Raw genomic sequence first — 19,133 nt, forward strand, 5'->3', positions numbered from 1 at the left:
CCTATCCGTCCCCGGGGGCCGGCTCGTCCAGCAGGATCCGCTCCAGCTCGGCCCGGCCGGGCAGTCCCTGCGGGTGGACGGTCTCCCCGCTGCGTACGTAGAGGAAGGTGGCGGTGACCTCTTCGAGCGGCAGATCGTGCAGTTCGGCCCAGGCCAGCCGGTAGACGGCGAGCTGGAGCGGGTCGGCGGTGCGGTGGCGGGTGGTCTTCCAGTCGACGATCTCGTACTGGTCGCCCGTGCGGTAGACGGCGTCGATCCGGCCCCGGATCACGCGGCCCGCCAGGGTGATCTGGAACGGGGTCTCCACCCGGTACGGCGTGCGCCGGGCGTACGCGGTGCGCTCGAACGCCTCCTTCAGCTCGGCGAGGTCCCGCTCGTCGGCGATCTCCGCGTCGCTCTCGTCGCCCCCGGGCAGTTCGTCGGGGCCGAGCATGGGCAGCGGCAGTTCCTCGTACCGCGACTCCACCCAGGCGTGGAACCGGGTGCCCCGGCGGGCGGCGGGCTGGGGCGGGCGGGGCATGGGCCGGGCCAGCTCCCGGGCGAAGGCGTCGGGGTCCTCGGCCAGGCGCAGCAGCTGGGTGGCGGAGAGCGCGGCGGGCACGAGGACCTCGCGCACGGTGGCGCGGGCGCGGCGCAGCTCCCCGGCCAGGGAGTCCAGGTCCCGGTCCCAGGAGGCGAGGGTGCGGGCCTCCTCGGGGGTGAGCCGTTCCGCGGGACCAGCCTCCTGGGGGTGGCGGGCGGCCGGGATGTGCGGGGGCGGGTGCGGTGCGGTGTCAGGTGCCGGGTCCGGTGCCGTCCCGGGTGCGCCCGGGGGGCGTTCGGTGGGGAGCGCGTCCCAGTCCCAGTCCTCGTCGAGCGGCTCCTCGTCGAGCGGCTCCGCGTCGAACGGCTCCTCGTCGGGCAGTTCCTCGTCGGCCGGTGTGTCATCGGCCGGTGCCTCATCGGGCTCGTGCGCAGGCTCACCGGTGGCCAGCCGTTCCAGGTGGGCCAGCACCGTGTCCCGGGCGGCGCGGCGGCGGGCGAGGGCGTCGGCGTCCAGCGGGAGCGGCCAGGCCAGGTCGGCGTCCCGGTCCGCGAGGGCCGGGTTCTCCTCGTCCTCCGCGGGCTCGTCCGCCCAGGCCTCGATCTCGCCGTGGCCCGCCGCGCAGTGCTCGTACAGCGCGTCGAGGAAGGCGGACGGGCCCCGCGTCCGCTTCTGGGTCGGGCCCCACCAGTGGCCGGAGCCGAGGAGCAGGGTGCGGGGGCGGGTGAAGGTGACGTAGCCGAGGCGCAGTTCCTCCGTGTGCTGGTGCTCCTTCATCTCCGCCTTGAACGCCTTGATCCCCTTGGCGTCGAGGCCGTCGTGCGTGTCGAGGGCCGGGAGCGTCTCCGCGTCGCCGCGCAGGGCGTGCGGGAGCACCTGGGGCTGGGCGGTCCACGCCTCGCGGGCCCGGTCGCTCGGGAACTGGCCCGTGACCAGTCCGGGTACGGCGACGACGTCCCATTCCAGGCCCTTGGACTTGTGGGCGGTGAGGACCTTGACGGTGTTCTCGCCGCCGGGCAGCGCGTTGTCGAGGCCTTTCTCGTACTGCGCGGCGGTCCGCAGGAAGCCGAGGAAGGCGAGCAGGGTCGCCTCGCCGTCCAGGGAGGCGAACCGGGCCGCGGTGTCCAGGAAGTTGGCGAGGGTCTCCCGGCGGCGGGCGGCCAGCGCCTGCGGGGACGCGGACAGCTCGACCTCGAGGCCGGTGGTGGCCAGGACCCGGTGCAGGACGTCCATCAGGGGGTCCGCGAGCGAGCGTCGCAGGTCGCGCAGCTCGCGGGCGAGGCGGGCGAAGCGGACGCGTGCCTCGGCGGAGAACGGCAGCCCGTCGTCGGCCGCGTCCCCCACGACCAGGAAGGTGTCCAGCGCGTCCGCGAGCGATATCACCTCGGCCGGGTCCGTGCCCTCGACCGCGTCCGCGAGCCGCTGGTCCGGGTCGGCGTCGTCCGCGTGGCCGGCCCGGTGCACGAGGAGGCGGGCGCGGCGGCCCAGGAGCGCGAGGTCACGGGGGCCGATGCGCCAGCGCGGTCCGGTGAGGAGGCGGACCAGGGAGGCATTGGCCCCCGGGTCCTGGAGGACCTCGCAGACGGCGACCAGGTCCGCGACCTCGGGCAGGTGGAGCAGCCCGGCGAGGCCGACGACCTCGACCGGGATGTCCCGGGCGACCAGCGCCGCCTGGATCTCGGGGAAGTCCCCGGCGGTGCGGCACAGGACGGCGATCTCGCCCGGCGGGGTGCCGGTGCGCACGAGGTGGGCGAGGGAGTCGGCGAGCCAGTCGATCTCCTGGGTGTGCGTGGTCAGCAGGGCGCAGCGGACCATGCCGTCCCGCTCGGCTCCCGGGGCGGGGCGCAGCGCCTCGACGCCCTCGTGCATCGCCCGCAGGGGTCCGGCGAGACTGTTGGCGAGCTGGAGGAGCCGGCCGCCGCTGCGCCGGTTCTCGCTGAGGCTGTAGCGGGTGGCGGGGGTACCGTCGGCATGCGGGAAGTGCTCGGGGAAGTCGTCGAGGTTGGCGACGGACGCGCCGCGCCAGCCGTAGATCGCCTGGCAGGGGTCGCCCACGGCGGTGACGGCGTGGCCGGTGGCGGCGGTGTCCGGGCCGGCTCCGAACAGCGCGGAGAGCAGCAGCCGCTGGGCCACCGACGTGTCCTGGTACTCGTCGAGGAGGACCACCCGGAACTCCTCGCGCAGGATCTTCCCGACCTCGGGCCGGGTCAGGGCCAGCTCGGCGGAGAGGGCGATCTGGTCGCCGAAGTCCAGCAGGTCGCGGCTGCGCTTGGCGGTTCGGTAGCGCTCGGTGAGACCGAGGAGGGAGCGGCGGGCCTCGGCGGCCTCGGGGATCTTGCGGAGGTCGGCGTTGCTGAGTTTCGTGTGCTCCAGGGCGCTCAGCAGCTCGGTGTCGTGGCGGTGCAGCGCGCCGGGCCCGACGAGGTGTTCGGACAGCTCCCCGTCGAGCGCCAGGAGATCGCTGACCAGGGTGGGGAAGGACCGGGTGAGCGCCGGATAGGGGCCCGGGGCCTCGCGCAGCACCTTCGCGGCGAGCTGGTAGCGGGTGGCGTCGGCGAGGAGGCGGGTGGTCGGCTCCAGGCCGATGCGCAGGCCGTGCTCGGTGAGGAGGCGGCCGGCGAAGGCGTGGTAGGTGGAGATGGTGGGTTCGCCCGGGGGGTTGTCCGGGTCGATGACGTCGGGGTCGGTGACCCCGGCGGCGATGAGCGCCCTGCGGACGCGCTCGGCCAGCTCGCCGGCTGCCTTGTTGGTGAAGGTGAGGCCGAGGACCTGCTCCGGCGCGACCTGTCCGGTGCCGACCAGCCAGACCACGCGGGCCGCCATCACCGTGGTCTTGCCCGACCCGGCCCCGGCCACGATCACCTGCGGGGCGGGCGGCGCGGTGATGCAGGCCGTCTGCTCCGGGGTGAACGGGATCCCGAGGAGCTCCTTGAGCTGCTCGGGATCGGTGATACGTGGGGACACGTGAGAAACGGTAACCGGAGCCACTGACAACCCGGGCCGATGCCCACGAAAGGCCCTACTCCACCACCTGCCGGCCTTCCGGCTGCGCGCTGCACGAGGCGCGGAAGGCGCAGTGGGCGCAGTGGGTGCCGGTGGTGGGGGTGAAGCGTTCGTCCAGGACCTTTCCGGCGGCGGTGGCGAGCAGGCCGGAGACCCACTCCCCCGCCAGCGGTTCCTGGGCCTGGACCTTGGGGAAGGCGTCGCCGCCCTCCTTCTTGGGCGCGGGCTGACGGAGCTGGACCAGCTCGGCTCCGCCCGGCTCGGGGCGGTGGCCGTCGAAGACCTCGTCGACCGCGCCCTCGCGGACGGCGAGCTGGTAGACGGCGAGCTGGGGGTGGGCGGCGACCTCGTCCTTGGTGGGCGCGCCCTTGCCGGTCTTGAAGTCGACGACGTACGCCCGGCCCTCGGCGTCCTGTTCGACCCGGTCCATCGAGCCCCGGATGCGGACGGTGTACTCGCCCGCCTCCAGCGTCACGTCGAAGTCGTGCTCGCTCGCGGTGGGCGTCCGGCCGCCCCGGTCCAGGACGTGCCAGTGCAGGAAGCGTTCCAGGGCGGCGCGGGCGTGGTCCTTCTCCTGCTCGGACTTCCAGGGGGCGTCGAAGGCGAGGCCGTTCCACACGGAGTCCAGGCGTTCCATGAGGACGTCCAGGTCGGCGGGGGTACGGGAGGAGGCGACCTCGTCGGCGAGTACGTGGACGACGTTGCCGAACCCCTGGGCGGCGGTGGCCGGGGCGTCGGCCTTCACCTCGCGGCCCAGGAACCACTGGAGGGCGCAGGTGTTGGCGAGCTGGTCCAGCGCGCTGCCGGAGAGGGTGACGGGCTGGTCGCGGTCGCGGAGGGGAACGGCGGAGCGGGTCGGCTCCTCCAGGCCCCACCAGCGGTACGGGTGGGCCGCGGGCACCAGCGGCTGCCCCTCGTCGTCGGTGAGCGCGGCGAGCCGGGCGAGGCGGTGGGCGGCGGCCTCGCGCAGCGCGTCGGAGGCGGCCGGGTCGACCGTGGTGGCGCGCAGCTCGGCGACGAGCGCGGCGACGGCGAGGGGGCGGCGGGGTCGGCCGGTGACGTCGCGGGGTTCGACGCCCAGCTCGGTCAGGAAGCGGGAGGGCTGGTCGCCGTCGTCGGCGGGGGCCTTCACCGCGGTGACGACGAGGCGGTCGCGGGCGCGGGTGGCAGCGACGTAGAAAAGCCGGCGTTCCTCGGCGAGGAGGGCCCCCGGCGTGAGGGGTTCGGCGAGTCCGTCGCGGCCGATCCGGTCGGCCTCCAGGAGGGAGCCCCGGCGGCGCAGGTCGGGCCAGACGCCTTCCTGGACCCCGGCGACGACGACGAGCCGCCACTCCAGGCCCTTGGACCGGTGGGCGGTCATCAGGCGTACGGCGTCGGGGCGGGCGGTCCGCCGCGAGAGGGTGTCCGCGGCGATGTCCTGGGCGTCGACCTCTTCGAGGAAGTTGAGGGCCCCGCGCCCGCCGGTGCGCTCCTCGGCGCGGGCGGCCGTCTCGAACAGGGCGCACACCGCGTCGAGATCGCGGTCGGCGTTGCGCCCGCCCGCCCCGCCGCGCAGCGCGGCCCGCTCCAGCCTGCCGGGCCAGGGGGTGCCGTTCCACAGGGCCCACAGGGCCTCCTCGGCGGTGCCGCCGCCTTCGAGGAGTTCGCGGGCCTTGCGCAGGAGCGCGCCGAGGCGCTGCGCGCCGTGGGCGTACGCCGGGTCGTGGGTGACGAGTCGTTCCGGCTCGGCGAGGGCGCGGGCCAGCAGTGCGTCGGAGGGGGCGGGCACCCTGATCCCGGCGGCGCGCTCCTCGTCGCGCAGGGCCCGGCCGAGGCGGCGCAGGTCGGCGGCGTCCATGGAGCCGAGCGGGGAGGTGAGAAGGGTGAGGGCGGTCTCGGAGTCGAGCCAGGGGGCCTCCGCTTCGTCCGGCTCCTCGTCGGCGCGGGCGGTGTCCGGCTCCGCGTCACCGCGGGCAGTGTGCAGCTCCTCGCCGCCGCGGACGGTGTGCAGCTCCTCGTCGGCGCGGGCGGTGTCCGGCTCCTTGTCGGCGCGGACGGTGTGCGGCTCCTCGCCGCCGCGGACGGTGTGCAGCTCCTTGTCGGCGCGGGCAGTGTGCAGCGCCGCCGCGGCCACCGTCCGCAGCGCTGTCAGCAGGGGGGCGACGGCCGGTTCATGGCGCAGCGGCAGGTCGTCGCCGTCGACCTCCAGGGGGACTCCGGCGGAGGTGAGGGCGCGGCGCACGGCGGGCAGCGAGCGGCCTCCGGCCCGTACCAGCACGGCCATCTCCCGCCACGGCACCCCGTCCTCCAGGTGGGCGCGGCGCAGCAGGTCCGCGATGTTCTCCAGCTCCGTGGACGCGGTCGGGTAGGTGTACGTCTCGACCTGGCCGCCGTCCCGGACGGCGGCCGGGTCGCGGTGGGCGCGGACCATGTCGGCGGGCAGCCGGGTCAGCGGCATCCGGCGGGTGAGCAGCCGGGTCGCCGCGAGCAGTCCGGCCCCGGAGCGGCGGGAGGTGGTGAGGACGCCCACGGGCGCTGGCCCCCCGTCCGCCCGGCGGAAGGTGTCCGGGAAGTCGAGGATGCCGTTCACGTCGGCGCCCCGGAACGTGTAGATCGACTGGTCGGGGTCGCCGAAGGCGACCAGCGTCCGCCCGCCGCGCGCGGTCGCCCCGCGCTCCTCGGCGTACCCCGGCGCGCGCCCCCGGTTGCCCGCCAGCGCGTGCAGCAGGCGCACCTGGGACGGGTCGGTGTCCTGGTACTCGTCGACGTACACCGCGTCGTAGCTCCCGGCCAGCCGCTCCGCCACCTCGGGGCGCTCGGCGAGCAGGACCGCGCGGTGCACCAGCTCGGCGTAGTCCAGGACGCCCTGGGCGTCGAGGATGTCGAGGTACTCGGCGAGGAACTGGGCCGCCGCCGTCCAGTCCGGGCGGCCGGTGCGGCGGGCGAAGGCGGCCAGCGCGTCCGGGCCGAGGCCCAGTTCACGGCTGCGGGCGAGCACGGCGCGCACCTCGTCGGCGAAGCCGCGGGTGGTCAGGCAGGACCGCAGCTCGTCCGGCCAGCGGACGTGGGCCAGGCCCTCCTTCTCCAGGTCGAGCTGGCCCGCGAGCAGCTCGCGGACGGTGACGTCCTGTTCGGGTCCGGACAGCAGGCGCAGCGGATCGGCGAACAGATCGGCGTCCTGGTGGGCCCGGACCAGGGCGTAGCAGTACGAGTGGAAGGTGGTGGCCTGCGGTCCCCGGGCCGCCCCGAGGCGGGCGGCCATCCGGTCACGCAGCTCGACGGCGGCCTTGCGGCTGAAGGTGAGGACAAGGATGCGGGCGGGGTCGGTGCCCCGGTTGACCCGCGCGGCGACGGATTCGACGAGGGTGGTGGTCTTTCCGGTGCCGGGCCCGGCGAGGACCAGCAGCGGGCCGCCCGGGTGGTCAACCACCGTGCGCTGGCCTGCGTCCAGGAGGGGGGGATCCACGGAACCGGGCGGAGTGCGGACCAGGCGGTACGCACCCGTGGTCCGCGGCCGTGACTCACGGTGCGGACTGTGCCGGGTGGAGGAGGAGCTCACGTGGATCGCCGGTCCTGGTGGGTGTACGCGGGTGTACGAGTGATGGATGAGGGACGGGGTCGGTGCAGACGGGAAAGAGGGGAGGGGCGGAGCGTGCCGCGCGATGACGACGCTACGCCAGCGACGGCACGGGAGGCAGCGGCTGTGCCGCGTCGCTCGTCACGTGCGCTGCCGCCGTCACGTGCGCTGCCGCGTGGGGCCGTATCCGCCGGGGGCCGATGGCGGAAGCTGTCAGGTGTGAGCTTTCTCGCCCCGACCGCCCGCACGGCCGCCCCGGCCGCCCGCGCCGCCGACGTCACCGCCCGCACCACGCGCCTCACCCCCCGCACCACGCGGGTCACCGCTGACGTCACCGCCGGCGTCACCGCCCGCACCGCGCCCTTCGTCAGGCGCGGCCCCCGTCCGCCCGCTCTCACCGCCGCCGCCGTCCGGTCGCACGCCACCGTCCCAGCGGGCGCGCCGCATGTCGATGCGCGGGATATGGCCCTCCGCCCGGTGCGACGCCTCGCGCAGCGGGGTGCCCTCGGCGCGGTAGTGGTCCAGCGCCCGCAGCTCGTGGGTGGGGAGCAGGGTCCCGTCGGAGCGGACGACGCGCCACCACGGCACGGCCGATCCGTACAGCGCCATGACCCGGCCGACCTGGCGGGGTCCGCCCTCGCCCAGCCACTCCGCGATGTCGCCGTACGTCATCACCCGGCCGGGTGGGATCAGGTCGGTCACATCGAGGACGCGCTCCGCGTACTCCGGCAGTTCGGCGCCGGTAGGGGCGGTGCCGGTAGGGGCGGTGCCGGACCCGCCCTCGTCCGTCTGGTCCTGGCTCATCCGCCCCATCCTGCCGTACGCCACCGACAGCCCGGCCGGAACGGTAACCGTCCGGGCACACCGCGTGCGCACGGGTGGAAAGGAGCGTATGTTGCGCTTCCCGCGCCCGTGCGATGCACCCTGATGCCCTCCTCTGTCTACGGGCCGTGCCACCATCATGCGGGCGGTGACCGGTGATACCAGAACACGAAGACGGACCAGAGGCGATGAAGGAGCAGGGCGTGCAGCCACCGAAGGCGGCGGACGCCTCCGATGCCGGGGAGCGCCCTCAGGGTGATTCCGAGTCCTCCGGAGCGCCCCGTGCCGACGGCCCCACGGCGTCCACCACCGGACATCCGGCCGGCTCCACCCTGGCCTCGGCCGAGGCCGCTCTGACCGACCGGGTCTCCGGCGACGAGCCGCTGCTCCCCGCCCGGGTGCACCGCCCCTCCGACCTGATGCGGCTGCTCATCGGGGTGCTCGCGATCGCGGTCCTGTTCTCGATCGCCGCGTTCGCCCAGGGCACCACCACCGGCCTGGAGGACGACATCTCCAAGGGCACCGAACAGGCGCCCGATCTGTTGATCAAGATCGCCGGTCTGGTGTCCAGCATCGCCGTGCTGCTGGTGCCCGTCGCCTTCGCCATCGAACGCCTCATCAAACGCGACGGGCTGCGCATCGCGGACGGTGTGCTCGCGGCCGTGCTCGCCCACGGGGTGACGCTCGCCACCGACCTCTGGGTCTCGCGGTCCGCGCCCGGCACCATCCAGGACGCGCTGACCCAGCCGCAGACGGCCGGCGGGCTGACCGACCCGGTGCACGGCTATCTCGCGCCGGTCATCGCGTACATGACGGCGGTCGGGATGGCACGGCGGCCTCGCTGGCGCGTGGTGCTGTGGGTGGTCCTGCTGCTCGACGCGTTCGCGATGCTGGTGGGCGGGTACACCACCCCGTTCTCGATCATCCTCACCGTGCTGATCGGCTGGACCGTGGCGTACGGGACGCTGTACGCGGTCGGCTCGCCGAACGTCCGCCCCACCGGCCAGCACCTGATGGCGGGGCTGCGGCACGTGGGCTTCCGTCCGGTCGCGGCGATGCGTACCGAGGACGCCCAGGACCACGCCGACCAGAACGACCGGGGGCGGCGCTATCTGGTCACCCTGGAGGACGGCCCCCCGCTGGACGTCACCGTCGTCGACCGGGAACAGCAGGCCCAGGGGTTCTTCTACCGGGCCTGGCGTCGGCTCACGCTGCGCGGGATCACCCAGCGGCGCTCGATCCAGTCGTTGCGCCAGGCACTGGAGCAGGAGGCGCTGCTCGCGTACGCGGCCATCGCCGCCGGGGCGAACGCCCCCAAGCTGATCGCCACCTCGGAGCTGGGCCCCGACGCGGTGATGCTCGTCTACGAGCACATCGGCGGCCGGACGCTGGACTCGATGGAGGACGAGGAGATCACCGACGATCTGGTGCGCGGCACCTGGCGTCAGGTGAAGGCCCTCCAGTCACGTCGGATCGCCCACCGCAGGCTGACCGGTGACGCGCTCCTGGTGGATCGTTCCGGCAGGGCGTTCGTGACGGATCTGCGCGGCGGTGAGATCGCCGCCGGTGATCTGGTGCTGCGGATGGACGTGGCCCAGTTGCTGACCACGCTGGGGCTGCGGGTGGGGGCCGAGCGGTCGGTCGCCGGGGCGCTGGCCGTGCTCGGCCCGGACGCGGTGGCGGACTGTCTGCCGCTGCTCCAGCCGATCGCGCTGAGCCGCTCCACCCGGGCGACGCTGCGCCGGATCGCCCGCGAGCGTTCGCAGCGCGAGCGGGAAGCGGCGGTGGAGGCCTCGCAGGCGGCCAAGCAGGCGAAGGCGCAGGCCGCCGCGGAGTCCGATGGGGAGTCCGCGGCGGAGTCCGCCGGGGGGACTCTCCCGGATCTCGGCGCGGACCCGAAGGCCGAGCAGAAGGCGGGCCCCAGGACGAGCCCCAAGGCAGACCTCAAGGCGGACCAGAAGGCGGAGCGCAAGTCGCTGCGCACCGAGAAGCAGGCCGAGAAGCGCGCCGTGGACGACGCGCTGGAGGAGGCCCGCGAGGAGGATCTGCTCGCCCAGATCCGGCGTCAGGTGCTGCTGATCCGTCCGCAGGCCCCGGTCGAACCGGTCCGCCTGGAGCGCATCAAACCGCGCACCCTGTTCAGCTTCATCGCCGGGGCCATTGCCGCGTACTTCCTGATCTCGCAGGTCACCCAGGCGAACTTCGGGGTGGTCGTGGAGCAGGCGGAGTGGGGCTGGGTGGCGGCCGCCCTCGGCTTCTCGGCGCTGAGCTACGTGGCGGCGGCGATGAGTCTGCTGGGCTTCGTCCCGGAGCGGGTGCCGTTCTCGAAGACCGTGCAGGCGCAGGTGGCCGGCTCGTTCGTGAAGATCGTCGCGCCGGCCGCCATCGGGGGCGTGGCCCTGAACACCCGCTTCCTCCAGCGCGCCGGGGTGCGCCCCGGGCTCGCGGTGGCGAGCGTCGGGGCCTCGCAGCTCTTCGGGCTCGGCGCCCACATCATGCTGCTGGCGCTGTTCGGATACCTCACCGGGACGGAGCGGACCCCGGACTCGCTGACCCCGTCCCGGACGGTGATCGCCGGTCTGCTGACGGTCGCGGTGCTGGTGCTGGTGGTGACGGCGGTCCCGTTCCTGCGGAAGTTCGTGGTGACGCGGGTGCGCTCGCTGTTCGCCGGGGTCGTGCCGCGCATGCTGGACGTGGTGCAGCGGCCGCAGAAGCTGCTGACGGGCATCAGCGGCATGCTGCTGCTGACCGGCCTGTTCGTGCTCTGTCTGGACGCCTCGATCCGGGCGTTCAGCGGCCCAAACGTGCCCCAGCTGAGCTACGCGAGCATCGCGGTGGTCTTCCTGGCGGGGAACGCGATCGGCTCGGCGGCCCCGACCCCGGGCGGAATGGGCGCGGTCGAGGGCGCGCTGACGCTCGGCCTGATCGCGGTCGGCCTGCCGGCGGAGGTCGCGGCGCCTGCGGTGCTGCTCTACCGCGTGATGACCCTGTGGCTGCCGGTGCTGCCGGGGTGGATCGCCTTCAACCAGCTCACCCGCAAGGGCGAGCTGTAGCCGGAGGCCCGGGCCGGGCGAGCAGACCCGCCGCCGGGCCCCCGCGGGCGAGCTGTAGCCGGAGGCCCGGGCCGGGTGAGCGGACCCGCCGCCGGGCCCCCGCGGGCGAGCTGTGGCCGAGCGTGGCCCGGCGGCGGGAGCGGGCCTCCGCCACCCGCATGGACCGTGCCCGGCCGCGCTCCCCGGCGCCCCGCCGCACGATGGGGACATGAGGACTTCCCCCGCCCTGCGTGCCGCCGCCCTCGCCGCCACCGCCACCGTGCTGCTGCCGCTGGCCGCCTGTTCGGACGACGGTGACGGGGAGGGGTCCTCGACGCCCACCGGGGCCTCGACCGCCTCTCCGTCCTCCACCGCCGACGATCTGGCTTCGCAGCAGCTCGAATGGTCCCCGTGCCCGCCCCCGAACTCGGCCCAGGGCGGCGGCGAGTCGCCGTCGCCGCTGCCCGGCGGTGTGGTGTGGGAGTGCTCCTTCATGGACGTGCCCCTCGACTACGCGGAGCCGGACGGCCGCACGATCGAACTGGCGCTGGTGCGGGCGAAGGCCAAGGAGCAGAAGCGGCGGATCGGCTCGCTGGTGTTCAACTTCGGCGGACCCGGCGCGTCCGGCGTCGCTACGCTGCCCGCGTTCGGCACCGAGTACGACAAGCTCCGCACCCGGTACGACCTGGTGAGCTTCGACCCGCGCGGGGTCGGCCGCAGCGAGGGCGTCGAGTGCGCCGACGACGCCCAGCTCGACGCCTTCTACCAGGAGGACTCCACCCCGGACGACGCGGCCGAGGAGAAGCAGTTCGTCCAGGGGCAGAAGGACTTCATCGCGGACTGCGAGGAGAACTCCGGCCCCGAACTCCCCTTCGTGGGCACGACGAACGCCGCCCGCGACATGGACCTGATGCGCACGGTGCTGGGCGACGACAAGCTGCACTACTTCGGCATCTCGTACGGCACCGAGCTGGGCGGCGTCTACGCCCACCTCTTCCCCGACAAGGTCGGCCGGGCGGTCTTCGACGCGGTGGTCGACCCCACGAAGGACGCCGAGCAGTCCGCCATCGGCCAGGCCCAGGGCTTCCAGTTGGCCCTGGACAACTTCACGAAGGACTGCGCGGAACGCGACGACTGCGCGCTGCCCGGGGCCACCCAGCAGGAGGTCGAGCAGGGCATCGCCGATCTGCTGGCCGAGCTGGAGGAGGAGCCCGTCGACGGACTCGGCGACCGGGCGCTGACGCAGACGCTGGCCACCACCGGCATCGCGTCCGCCCTGTACTCCAAGGAGACCTGGCCGCTGCTGGAACAGGGCCTGGACGAGGCGGGCGGCGGGAACGGCGGGCTGCTCCTCGCCCTGGCCGATTCGCTGAACGGCCGCTCGGAGGACGGGCAGTACGACAACTCCAACGCCGCCAACATCTCCATCAACTGCGCGGACAGCTCGCAGCGGTTCTCCCTGGAGCAGACGAAGGCGGCGCTGCCCGCGTTCCGCAAGGCGTCCCCGCTGTTCGGGGACTACCTGGGCTGGGGCCTGATGAGCTGCACCGGCTGGCCGGTGGCGGGCGCCTGGAAGACCCCGGACGTGCGTGCCCCCGGCTCCGCCCCGATCCTGGTCATCGGCAACACCGGTGACCCGGCGACCCCGTACGCGGGCGCGAAGGCGATGGTGGAGAAGCTGGGCAAGGGCGTCGGCGTCGAGCTCACCTACGAGGGCGAGGGGCACGGGGCGTACAACAGCAAGGACGCGTGTGTCCAACGGACGGTCGACGGCTATCTGTTGAACGGTACGGTGCCGAAGTCCGGCACCGTCTGCGGGTGACCCCGGCCCCCGACTCCCGTGTCTCGCAAGGCGGTTAGCATGGCCGCACATCACAGCCGCCCGACGCGTCACCACCGGCTTCGGGCAGGACGCCCCCCAGGGGAGGGAAGCCGGATCATGCGTGCGCACCGTCGTGCCCAGCGGGCCGCCGTCTCGACAGGAGCAGCCCTCCTCGCGGTGGGAGTGCTCGCCGGCTGCGGCCTGTTGCGTTCGGAGCCGGACGCGAGCGATCCGGCGGGCGGCCGTCCCGCCGACGCCTCCGCCGCGCCCGGGCCGACGGACCTCAAGGACGCCCCCAGGACACCGGAGCTGCCCTCCGCCCTCACCTCGCAGCGCCTCGACTGGAAGCGCTGCCCGGCCCCGGGGGCCGGCGAGGCCCCCGGTTCCGCCTGGCGTTGCGCGAGCGTGGACGTACCGCTGGACTACGCGGAGCCGTCGGGGGAGACGCTCTCCGTCGCGCTGGTCCGCAAGGAGGCCCGTGACAAGGGGCGGCGGCTCGGCTCGCTGCTCTTCAACTTCGGCGGCCCCGGCGGATCCGGCGTCGGAACACTGCCGCGCTCGGCCGACACGTACGCGAAGCTCAACTCCCGCTACGACCTGGTGAGTTTCGACCCGCGCGGGGTCGCGGCCAGCGCCGGGGTGCGCTGCCGCACCGACAAGGAGCAGGAGCAGGCCCACCGGAGCGTCGACCTGACTCCGGACACGGCGGCCGAGGAGACGGCGTTCATCGAGGACGCCGCGGACTTCGGCGCCGGCTGCGAGCGCCGCTCGGGCGCGATCCTGCCGCACGTCGGCACGGTCAACGCCGCCCGCGACATGGACCTGATCCGCGAGGTCCTGGGCGACGAGAAGCTGTCCTACTTCGGCTTCTCCTACGGTACGGAGCTGGGCGGAACGTACGCGCACCTCTTCCCGCACACGGTGGGACGTACCGTGCTGGACGCGGTCGTCGACCCGACGGCCGACGGAACCGGGCACGCCCGCAACCAGACCACGGGCTTCCAACGCGCCCTGGAGAACTACCTCGAGGACCGCGGCCAGGACCCGGAGGCGGGCTCCGAGCGCATCGCCCGGCTGCTGGCCCGCATCGACCGGAGCCCACTGCCGACCGACTCGGGCCGCGAACTGAGCGAATCGCTCGCCATCACCGGCATCGTCACCCCGCTGTACTCCGAGTCGGGCTGGCCCGCCCTGACGGCCGCGCTCGACGAGGCGGAGAACGCCGGAACGGGCAATGGTCTGCTCCGGCTCGCCGACTCGTACAACGGCCGTGACGAGCAGGGGCGTTACGACACCCAGAGCCACTCGCAGCGGGCGATCTCCTGCGCCGACTCGGCGTCCCGTCCCACCGTGGACGAGGCCCGTGCGCTGCTGCCGGAGTTCCGGAAGCTGTCACCGGTCTTCGGCCCGTTCCTGGCCTGGGACACCGTGGGCTGGTGCGCCCAGTGGCCGGTCGAGGGGGAGCACGAGACACCGGAGACCAGCGCGCCTGGCGCGGGCCCGATCCTGGTCGTCGGGACGACCGGCGACCCGGCGACCCCGTACGAGGGGGCGCGGCGGATGGCGGACGAGCTGGGCAAGGGCGTCGGCATCCTGCTGACCAACAAGGGCGAGGGGCACGGGGCCTATGGCGGCAACGACTGTGTGACCTCGACGATCGACGACTACTTCCTGGACGGGAAGGTCCCCGAGGACGGGAAGACCTGCTCCTAGCCCGGCCGGACACACGGAGGGGCGGCACACGGAGAGGCGGCACACGGAGGGGCCCGGTCCGCAGTGCGCGGACCGGGCCCCTCTCCCGTACGGGACGGTGCTAGTACACCGGCTTCTCGGGCTCGATCTGGTTGACCCAGCCGATCACGCCGCCGCCGACGTGCACCGCGTCGGCGAAGCCCGCGGACTTGAGGACCGCGAGGACCTCGGCGCTGCGGACGCCCGTCTTGCAGTGCAGGACGATGCGCTTGTCCTGCGGGAGGTCCTGGAGGGCGGTGCCCATGAGGAACTCGCCCTTCGGGATCAGCTTCGCGCCGGGGATCGAGACGATCTCGTACTCGTTCTTCTCGCGGACGTCGATGATCTCGATCTTCTCGTCGCCGTCGATCCACTCCTTGAGCTGCTTGGGAGTGATCGTCGCGCCGAGCGCCGCCTCCTGCGCCTCCTCGGACACGACGCCGCAGAAGGCCTCGTAGTCGATGAGCTCGGTGACGGTGGGGTTCTCGCCGCAGACCGCGCAGTCGGGGTCCTTGCGGATCTTGACCTGGCGGTACTGCATCTCCAGGGCGTCGTAGATCATCAGGCGGCCGACCAGCGGGTCGCCGACCCCGGCGAGCAGCTTGATGGCCTCGGTGACCTGGATGGAGCCGACGGACGCGCAGAGCACGCCCAGCACGCCGCCCTCGGCGCAGGAGGGAACCATGCCCGGCGGCGGGGGCTCCGGGTAGAGGCAGCGGTAGCAGGGGCCGTGCTCGGACCAGAACACGGAGGCCTGGCCGTCGAAGCGGTAGATCGAGCCCCAGACGTACGGCTTGTTCAGCAGCACCGCGGCGTCGTTGACGAGATAGCGGGTGGCGAAGTTGTCCGTGCCGTCCACGATCAGGTCGTACTGCGCGAAGATCTCCATCACGTTCTCGGCTTCGAGCCGCTCTTCGTGAAGGACCACGTTGACGTACGGGTTGATACCCAGCACCGAGTCCTTGGCGGACTGCGCCTTGGACCGGCCGATGTCGGCCTGGCTGTGGATGATCTGGCGCTGCAGGTTCGACTCGTCGACCTCGTCGAACTCCACGATGCCGAGCGTGCCGACACCGGCCGCGGCCAGATACATCAGGGCCGGCGAGCCGAGGCCGCCGGCGCCGACACACAGCACCTTGGCGTTCTTCAGACGCTTCTGTCCGTCCATCCCGACATCCGGGATGATCAGGTGGCGGGAGTACCTGCGGACCTCGTCGACGGTGAGCTCAGCAGCTGGCTCGACCAGGGGTGGCAGCGACACAGGAACCTCAACAATGCAGGTGGTCGGATTCTACGTAGACCGACTTCTTACGGTCGACTACGTACGGTTGTTCTCCCCGTAACACTGCCACGCCCCTTCTCATTCCGAGATACCAGGTCCGATCCGCGAGACGATTTCGTCCCAGTACCTGGGCAGCGCCGCGAATGGGTCGCTTTGTCCGCTTCGGCCGTCCCGGTTGCCTCGGCCCTCCTGGTCGTTCCGGTCGTTCCGGTCGTTCCGGTCGTTCCGGTCGGTGAAGAAGATCGTCCCGGCGCCCTGCCAGCGGGCGATGCGCATGGCCTCTTCCAGGTGGGTGCGCGGCACCCCGTGGACGAGGTGGGCGAACCGCTCCGGTGGGTAGTCGGCCGTCCACTCGGCCACCTGGGACCAGCGGTAGTCGGTCCACGGGCCCTGGAAGGTGACCAGTTGGTCGGCCGCCTCCGCGTACCCGGGATACGGGTGCGTGCCGTGGCCCAGCACCAGGCGGCCCCCGTCGTCGGCGCTGTCGCCGGCCGCCAGCAGGGCGTGGAGCGTACCGGTGAGCCTGCGGACGGCCGGCAGCTCGGCCCGCTCGGCGGGGCAGCGCGCGAGGTAGAAGCCACCGATCCGGTACCAGTCGATGAAGGACCGGGCGTCCGCGATCAGCTCCTCGAACGGCCGCTCGCCCCAGGCCAGGTCGAGGTGGCCGAGCAGCCTCCCGCCGGAGGCCCGGACGGTGTCGTCCGGGGAGCCGCCGTGCAGGGCGCGTTCGCGGGCGTTGCGCAGCCTGCCCGCCGCCTCCAGGCAGTGCGGGTCGGGCCGGGAGCCGGGGCCGTCCGCGATGTTGAGGACGGCCCAGTGCAACGGGGTGCCGGGGCGGGCCAGTTCGGCCCATTCGGCGGGGGCGAGCAGCGGGTGGGCGTAGCCGGGGACGCCGAAGCCGAGCTGTTCACCGCCCGCGGTGCGGCGGGCGGCGGTGGGAGCGGTCAGATACGGCACGCCGCCTCCATCCAGATGTCCGCCAGAGACTCCTCCAGATTGATCCGGGGCCGCCAGCCGAGCCGGTCCCGCGCGGTGCGGACGTCGGCCTGCTGCCAAGCGCCGCAGCCGTCGGGATAGGGAGACGGGGTGGCGGCGAGGTGCTCCATGACGGACTCGGCGGAGGTGCGCGGAGCCCCGATGGGCAGGCGCGCGGGGGGCGTGTCCAGCTCGTGGAGCGCGCCCGCGTACCCGGCGACTCTCGCCAGGACGGCGGCGGCGTCGCGGAGGCGGACGGCCCGCCCGGTGCCGATGTTGACGACGCCCTGGGCGGCGGAGAGCGAGGCGGCGTGGACGGCCCGCGCCACGTCCCGTACGTCGACGAAGTCCCGCTGCACGCCGAGACCGCTGAGCTTCAGCTCGCCGTCGCCGGACTGCATGGCCCGGCGCATCGCCTCGGCAAGCCGGCCGAGCGGCGAGCCGGCGGGGGTGCCGGGGCCGACGGGCGAGAAGACCCGCAGGACGACGGCGTCGAGGCCGGAGCCGAGGACCAGTTCGGTAGCGGCGAGCTTGCTGACGCCGTACGGGCCGCCGGGGCGCGGGACCGCGTCCTCGGCGGTGGAGGACCCGGGCTGCGAGGGCCCGTACTCCGAGGCGCAGCCGACCTGGACGAGCCGCGCCCCGCAGCCGCTGCGGCGCAGGGCCTCGCAGACGGTGGCGACGGCGACGGTGTTGTGCCGGGTGAGGTCGCGGGCACCGCCGCGCGTGGCGCCCGCGCAGTTGACGACGACTCCGGGGTGGACGGCGTCGAGGAAGCGGGTGAGCGCCCCGGGGCTGCCGCCCGCGAGGTCGAACCGGACGTCGGCGTCGTCGCCGCGGCCCAGAGCCGTGAGATGGACGGCCGGATCGGCGAGCAGACGGTCGGCGACGAAGCGGCCGAGGAATCCGTTGGCTCCGAGCAGCAGCACCCTCATCGCGCACCGCCTCGGTGCCGACGGCTCACTGCCGGTGCGGGGGATTGGGGGGTCATGGCGGGTTTCTCCTAGGTCATCGAGTCGGTCGTGCGGTGCTGGACTCTCCCGCGACGTCGGCTCCGCGGGAGTGGGACGGTGCAGCGGTGAAGCGGTGGAACGGTCGGAGTGGCTGGTGCGGTGGTCGGTGGTCGGTGGGCGGGTCGTGCGGTGGTTCGTGGGTGGGTCGTGCGGTGGTACGTCGGTGGGGCCGGCTCAGGTCCGGGTGTGGGCGGAGGCGCGGGAGAGCGCGAACGCCGCGTGCAGCAGCAGGCCGACGGCGGCCCCGCCGCAGGCGAGGGCGGAGACGGCTCCAATCCCGCCCGCCGAGACGAGGGCGTTCACGGGCTGGGCGAGGGGTTCGAGTCCGGGGAGCCGGGCGGCGAGGACGAGGGCCAGGGCCCCGGCCTCGACGGCGCAGGCGGCGGCGAGCGCGACCGTGCCCGGCTCGGGCAGCCCGTGCGCGGCGAGCAGCCGGGCCACGAAGAACAGGACCCCGAGGGCGGCGGCCGCGACGGGCGTGCCTCCGCCGAGACCGAGGTCGGCCAGGTACAGCAGGGGCAGCAGCGCGGCGACGAAGAGGGTGACGGCCGCCAGGAGCAGGGGCCGCACGCCCGCGCCGAACTCCTCCAGGGCGCGGGAGCCCGTCAGTCTGCGGTGGGCGTGGACGGTGAAGAGATGGGCGCACCAGGCGGCCGGGGCGACGGCGGCGCCCAGGCCGAGCAGCGGGGCCGGGGTGCCGTCCCACGGACCGTCCGGGCCGCCGGTCATGACCTGGGCGAGCAGTTCCTCGCCGTAGACCGCGTAGCTCAGCAGCCAGCAGCCGTACATCCCGGCGCGGCCCGCTCCTTCGGGGGCGCGCAGGGGGCCGCGGCCCAGGCACGCCCGGAGCGCCAGGCAGGCCAGGACGGCGCCGACGACGGTGACGAGGGCCCGCGTCCCGTCGCCGAGGACGCCCTCGGTGACCCGGAGCACCCCGGCGGTCGCCAGGCAGGCGGCGCCCGGGAGCAGGGCGAGGAGCGTCCAGGTGGCCCGCGCGTCGGTGTCGGGACCGGGGCCGGGGGACCCGCCGGCTGCGGGCTCCCGCGTACGGGGCGGCATGCGGGCGTACAGCTCCTCGGCGAGGGCGAAGACGTCGCGGTGGCGGTAGCGGGCGGCGGTGCGGTCGGTGATGCCGTGCGCCTCCAGTCCGGCGGCGATGTCCAGGGGGTCCACGGCCCGTTCGCACAGGTCGCGGTGGTGGTGGAGGAGCAACTTCACCGGGTCGGCCGGACCCCGGCGGGCGGCGGCGCCCGGCGCCCGGCGCGCCGGGGTGCGGGGCCGGATCTCCGCAGGGCGTTCCGGGGCGGCAGCGGGATTCGCCGGGTCGTCCGGACGGGTCATCGAGGGGTCTCCGTGGTCGGGGCGGCCTCCGGG

10 protein-coding genes are annotated in these 19,133 nt (G+C 74.0%); 3 read left to right on the top strand and 7 right to left on the bottom strand.

All coding sequences use genetic code 11. From position 1 onward, the window contains the following. Window position 1: 1 nt before the first annotated feature. The 3 genes from N7925_RS10910 to N7925_RS10920 form a co-directional block, all read right to left on the bottom strand. Window positions 2–3,487, bottom strand: coding sequence for an ATP-dependent DNA helicase (locus N7925_RS10910; protein ID WP_274343741.1), 3,486 nt, complete (start codon window positions 3,485–3,487; stop codon window positions 2–4). A 55-nt stretch (window positions 3,488–3,542) separates the two neighbouring features. Then, a complete protein-coding gene (locus tag N7925_RS10915; protein WP_274343742.1) occupies window positions 3,543–7,064 on the bottom strand; it encodes an ATP-dependent helicase in 3,522 nt (1,173 codons plus the stop codon). 231 nt (window positions 7,065–7,295) lie between these two features. Beyond that, window positions 7,296–7,886 (bottom strand): MGMT family protein, encoded by a 591-nt coding sequence (locus N7925_RS10920; protein WP_274343743.1) that lies wholly within the window; start codon window positions 7,884–7,886, stop codon window positions 7,296–7,298. 221 nt (window positions 7,887–8,107) lie between these two features. Here N7925_RS10920 and N7925_RS10925 point away from each other — a divergent pair, with 221 nt between their 5' ends. The 3 genes from N7925_RS10925 (at window position 8,108) to N7925_RS10935 (ending at window position 14,471) form a co-directional block, all read left to right on the top strand. After that, window positions 8,108–10,957, top strand: coding sequence for a lysylphosphatidylglycerol synthase transmembrane domain-containing protein (locus N7925_RS10925; protein WP_274343744.1), 2,850 nt, complete (start codon window positions 8,108–8,110; stop codon window positions 10,955–10,957). A gap of 208 nt (window positions 10,958–11,165) precedes the next feature. Next, complete coding sequence (locus tag N7925_RS10930) at window positions 11,166–12,758, top strand: alpha/beta hydrolase (protein WP_274343745.1); 1,593 nt, start codon at window positions 11,166–11,168, stop codon at window positions 12,756–12,758. A gap of 117 nt (window positions 12,759–12,875) precedes the next feature. Beyond that, on the top strand, window positions 12,876–14,471 hold the full coding sequence (locus N7925_RS10935; protein ID WP_265599466.1) for an alpha/beta hydrolase: 1,596 nt from the start codon (window positions 12,876–12,878) through the stop codon (window positions 14,469–14,471). Between the two features lie 100 nt (window positions 14,472–14,571). On the opposite strand, the gene moeZ is transcribed toward N7925_RS10935, so the two are convergent. The 4 genes from moeZ to N7925_RS10955 all read right to left on the bottom strand — a co-directional run bounded on the left by moeZ (window position 14,572) and on the right by N7925_RS10955 (window position 19,100). After that, the gene (gene moeZ, locus N7925_RS10940) at window positions 14,572–15,750 is read right to left on the bottom strand and encodes an adenylyltransferase/sulfurtransferase MoeZ (RefSeq protein ID WP_265599467.1); all 1,179 of its coding nucleotides are present in this window, start codon (window positions 15,748–15,750) and stop codon (window positions 14,572–14,574) included. Window positions 15,751–15,849: 99 nt separating this feature from the next. Beyond that, window positions 15,850–16,728 (bottom strand): spherulation-specific family 4 protein, encoded by an 879-nt coding sequence (locus tag N7925_RS10945; RefSeq protein ID WP_274343746.1) that lies wholly within the window; start codon window positions 16,726–16,728, stop codon window positions 15,850–15,852. After that, complete coding sequence (locus N7925_RS10950) at window positions 16,716–17,681, bottom strand: NAD-dependent epimerase/dehydratase family protein (RefSeq protein ID WP_003966459.1); 966 nt, start codon at window positions 17,679–17,681, stop codon at window positions 16,716–16,718. The genes N7925_RS10945 and N7925_RS10950 overlap by 13 nt, the downstream gene beginning before the upstream one ends. Window positions 17,682–17,933: 252 nt before the next feature. Beyond that, window positions 17,934–19,100 carry a hypothetical protein gene (locus N7925_RS10955; protein ID WP_274343747.1) on the bottom strand — a complete coding sequence of 389 codons (1,167 nt, stop codon included), beginning with the start codon at window positions 19,098–19,100 and terminating at the stop codon, window positions 17,934–17,936. Window positions 19,101–19,133 lie beyond the last annotated feature (33 nt).

This window comes from Streptomyces sp. CA-278952, from assembly GCF_028747205.1.
In the GTDB taxonomy this organism is placed as follows: Bacteria; Actinomycetota; Actinomycetes; order Streptomycetales; family Streptomycetaceae; genus Streptomyces.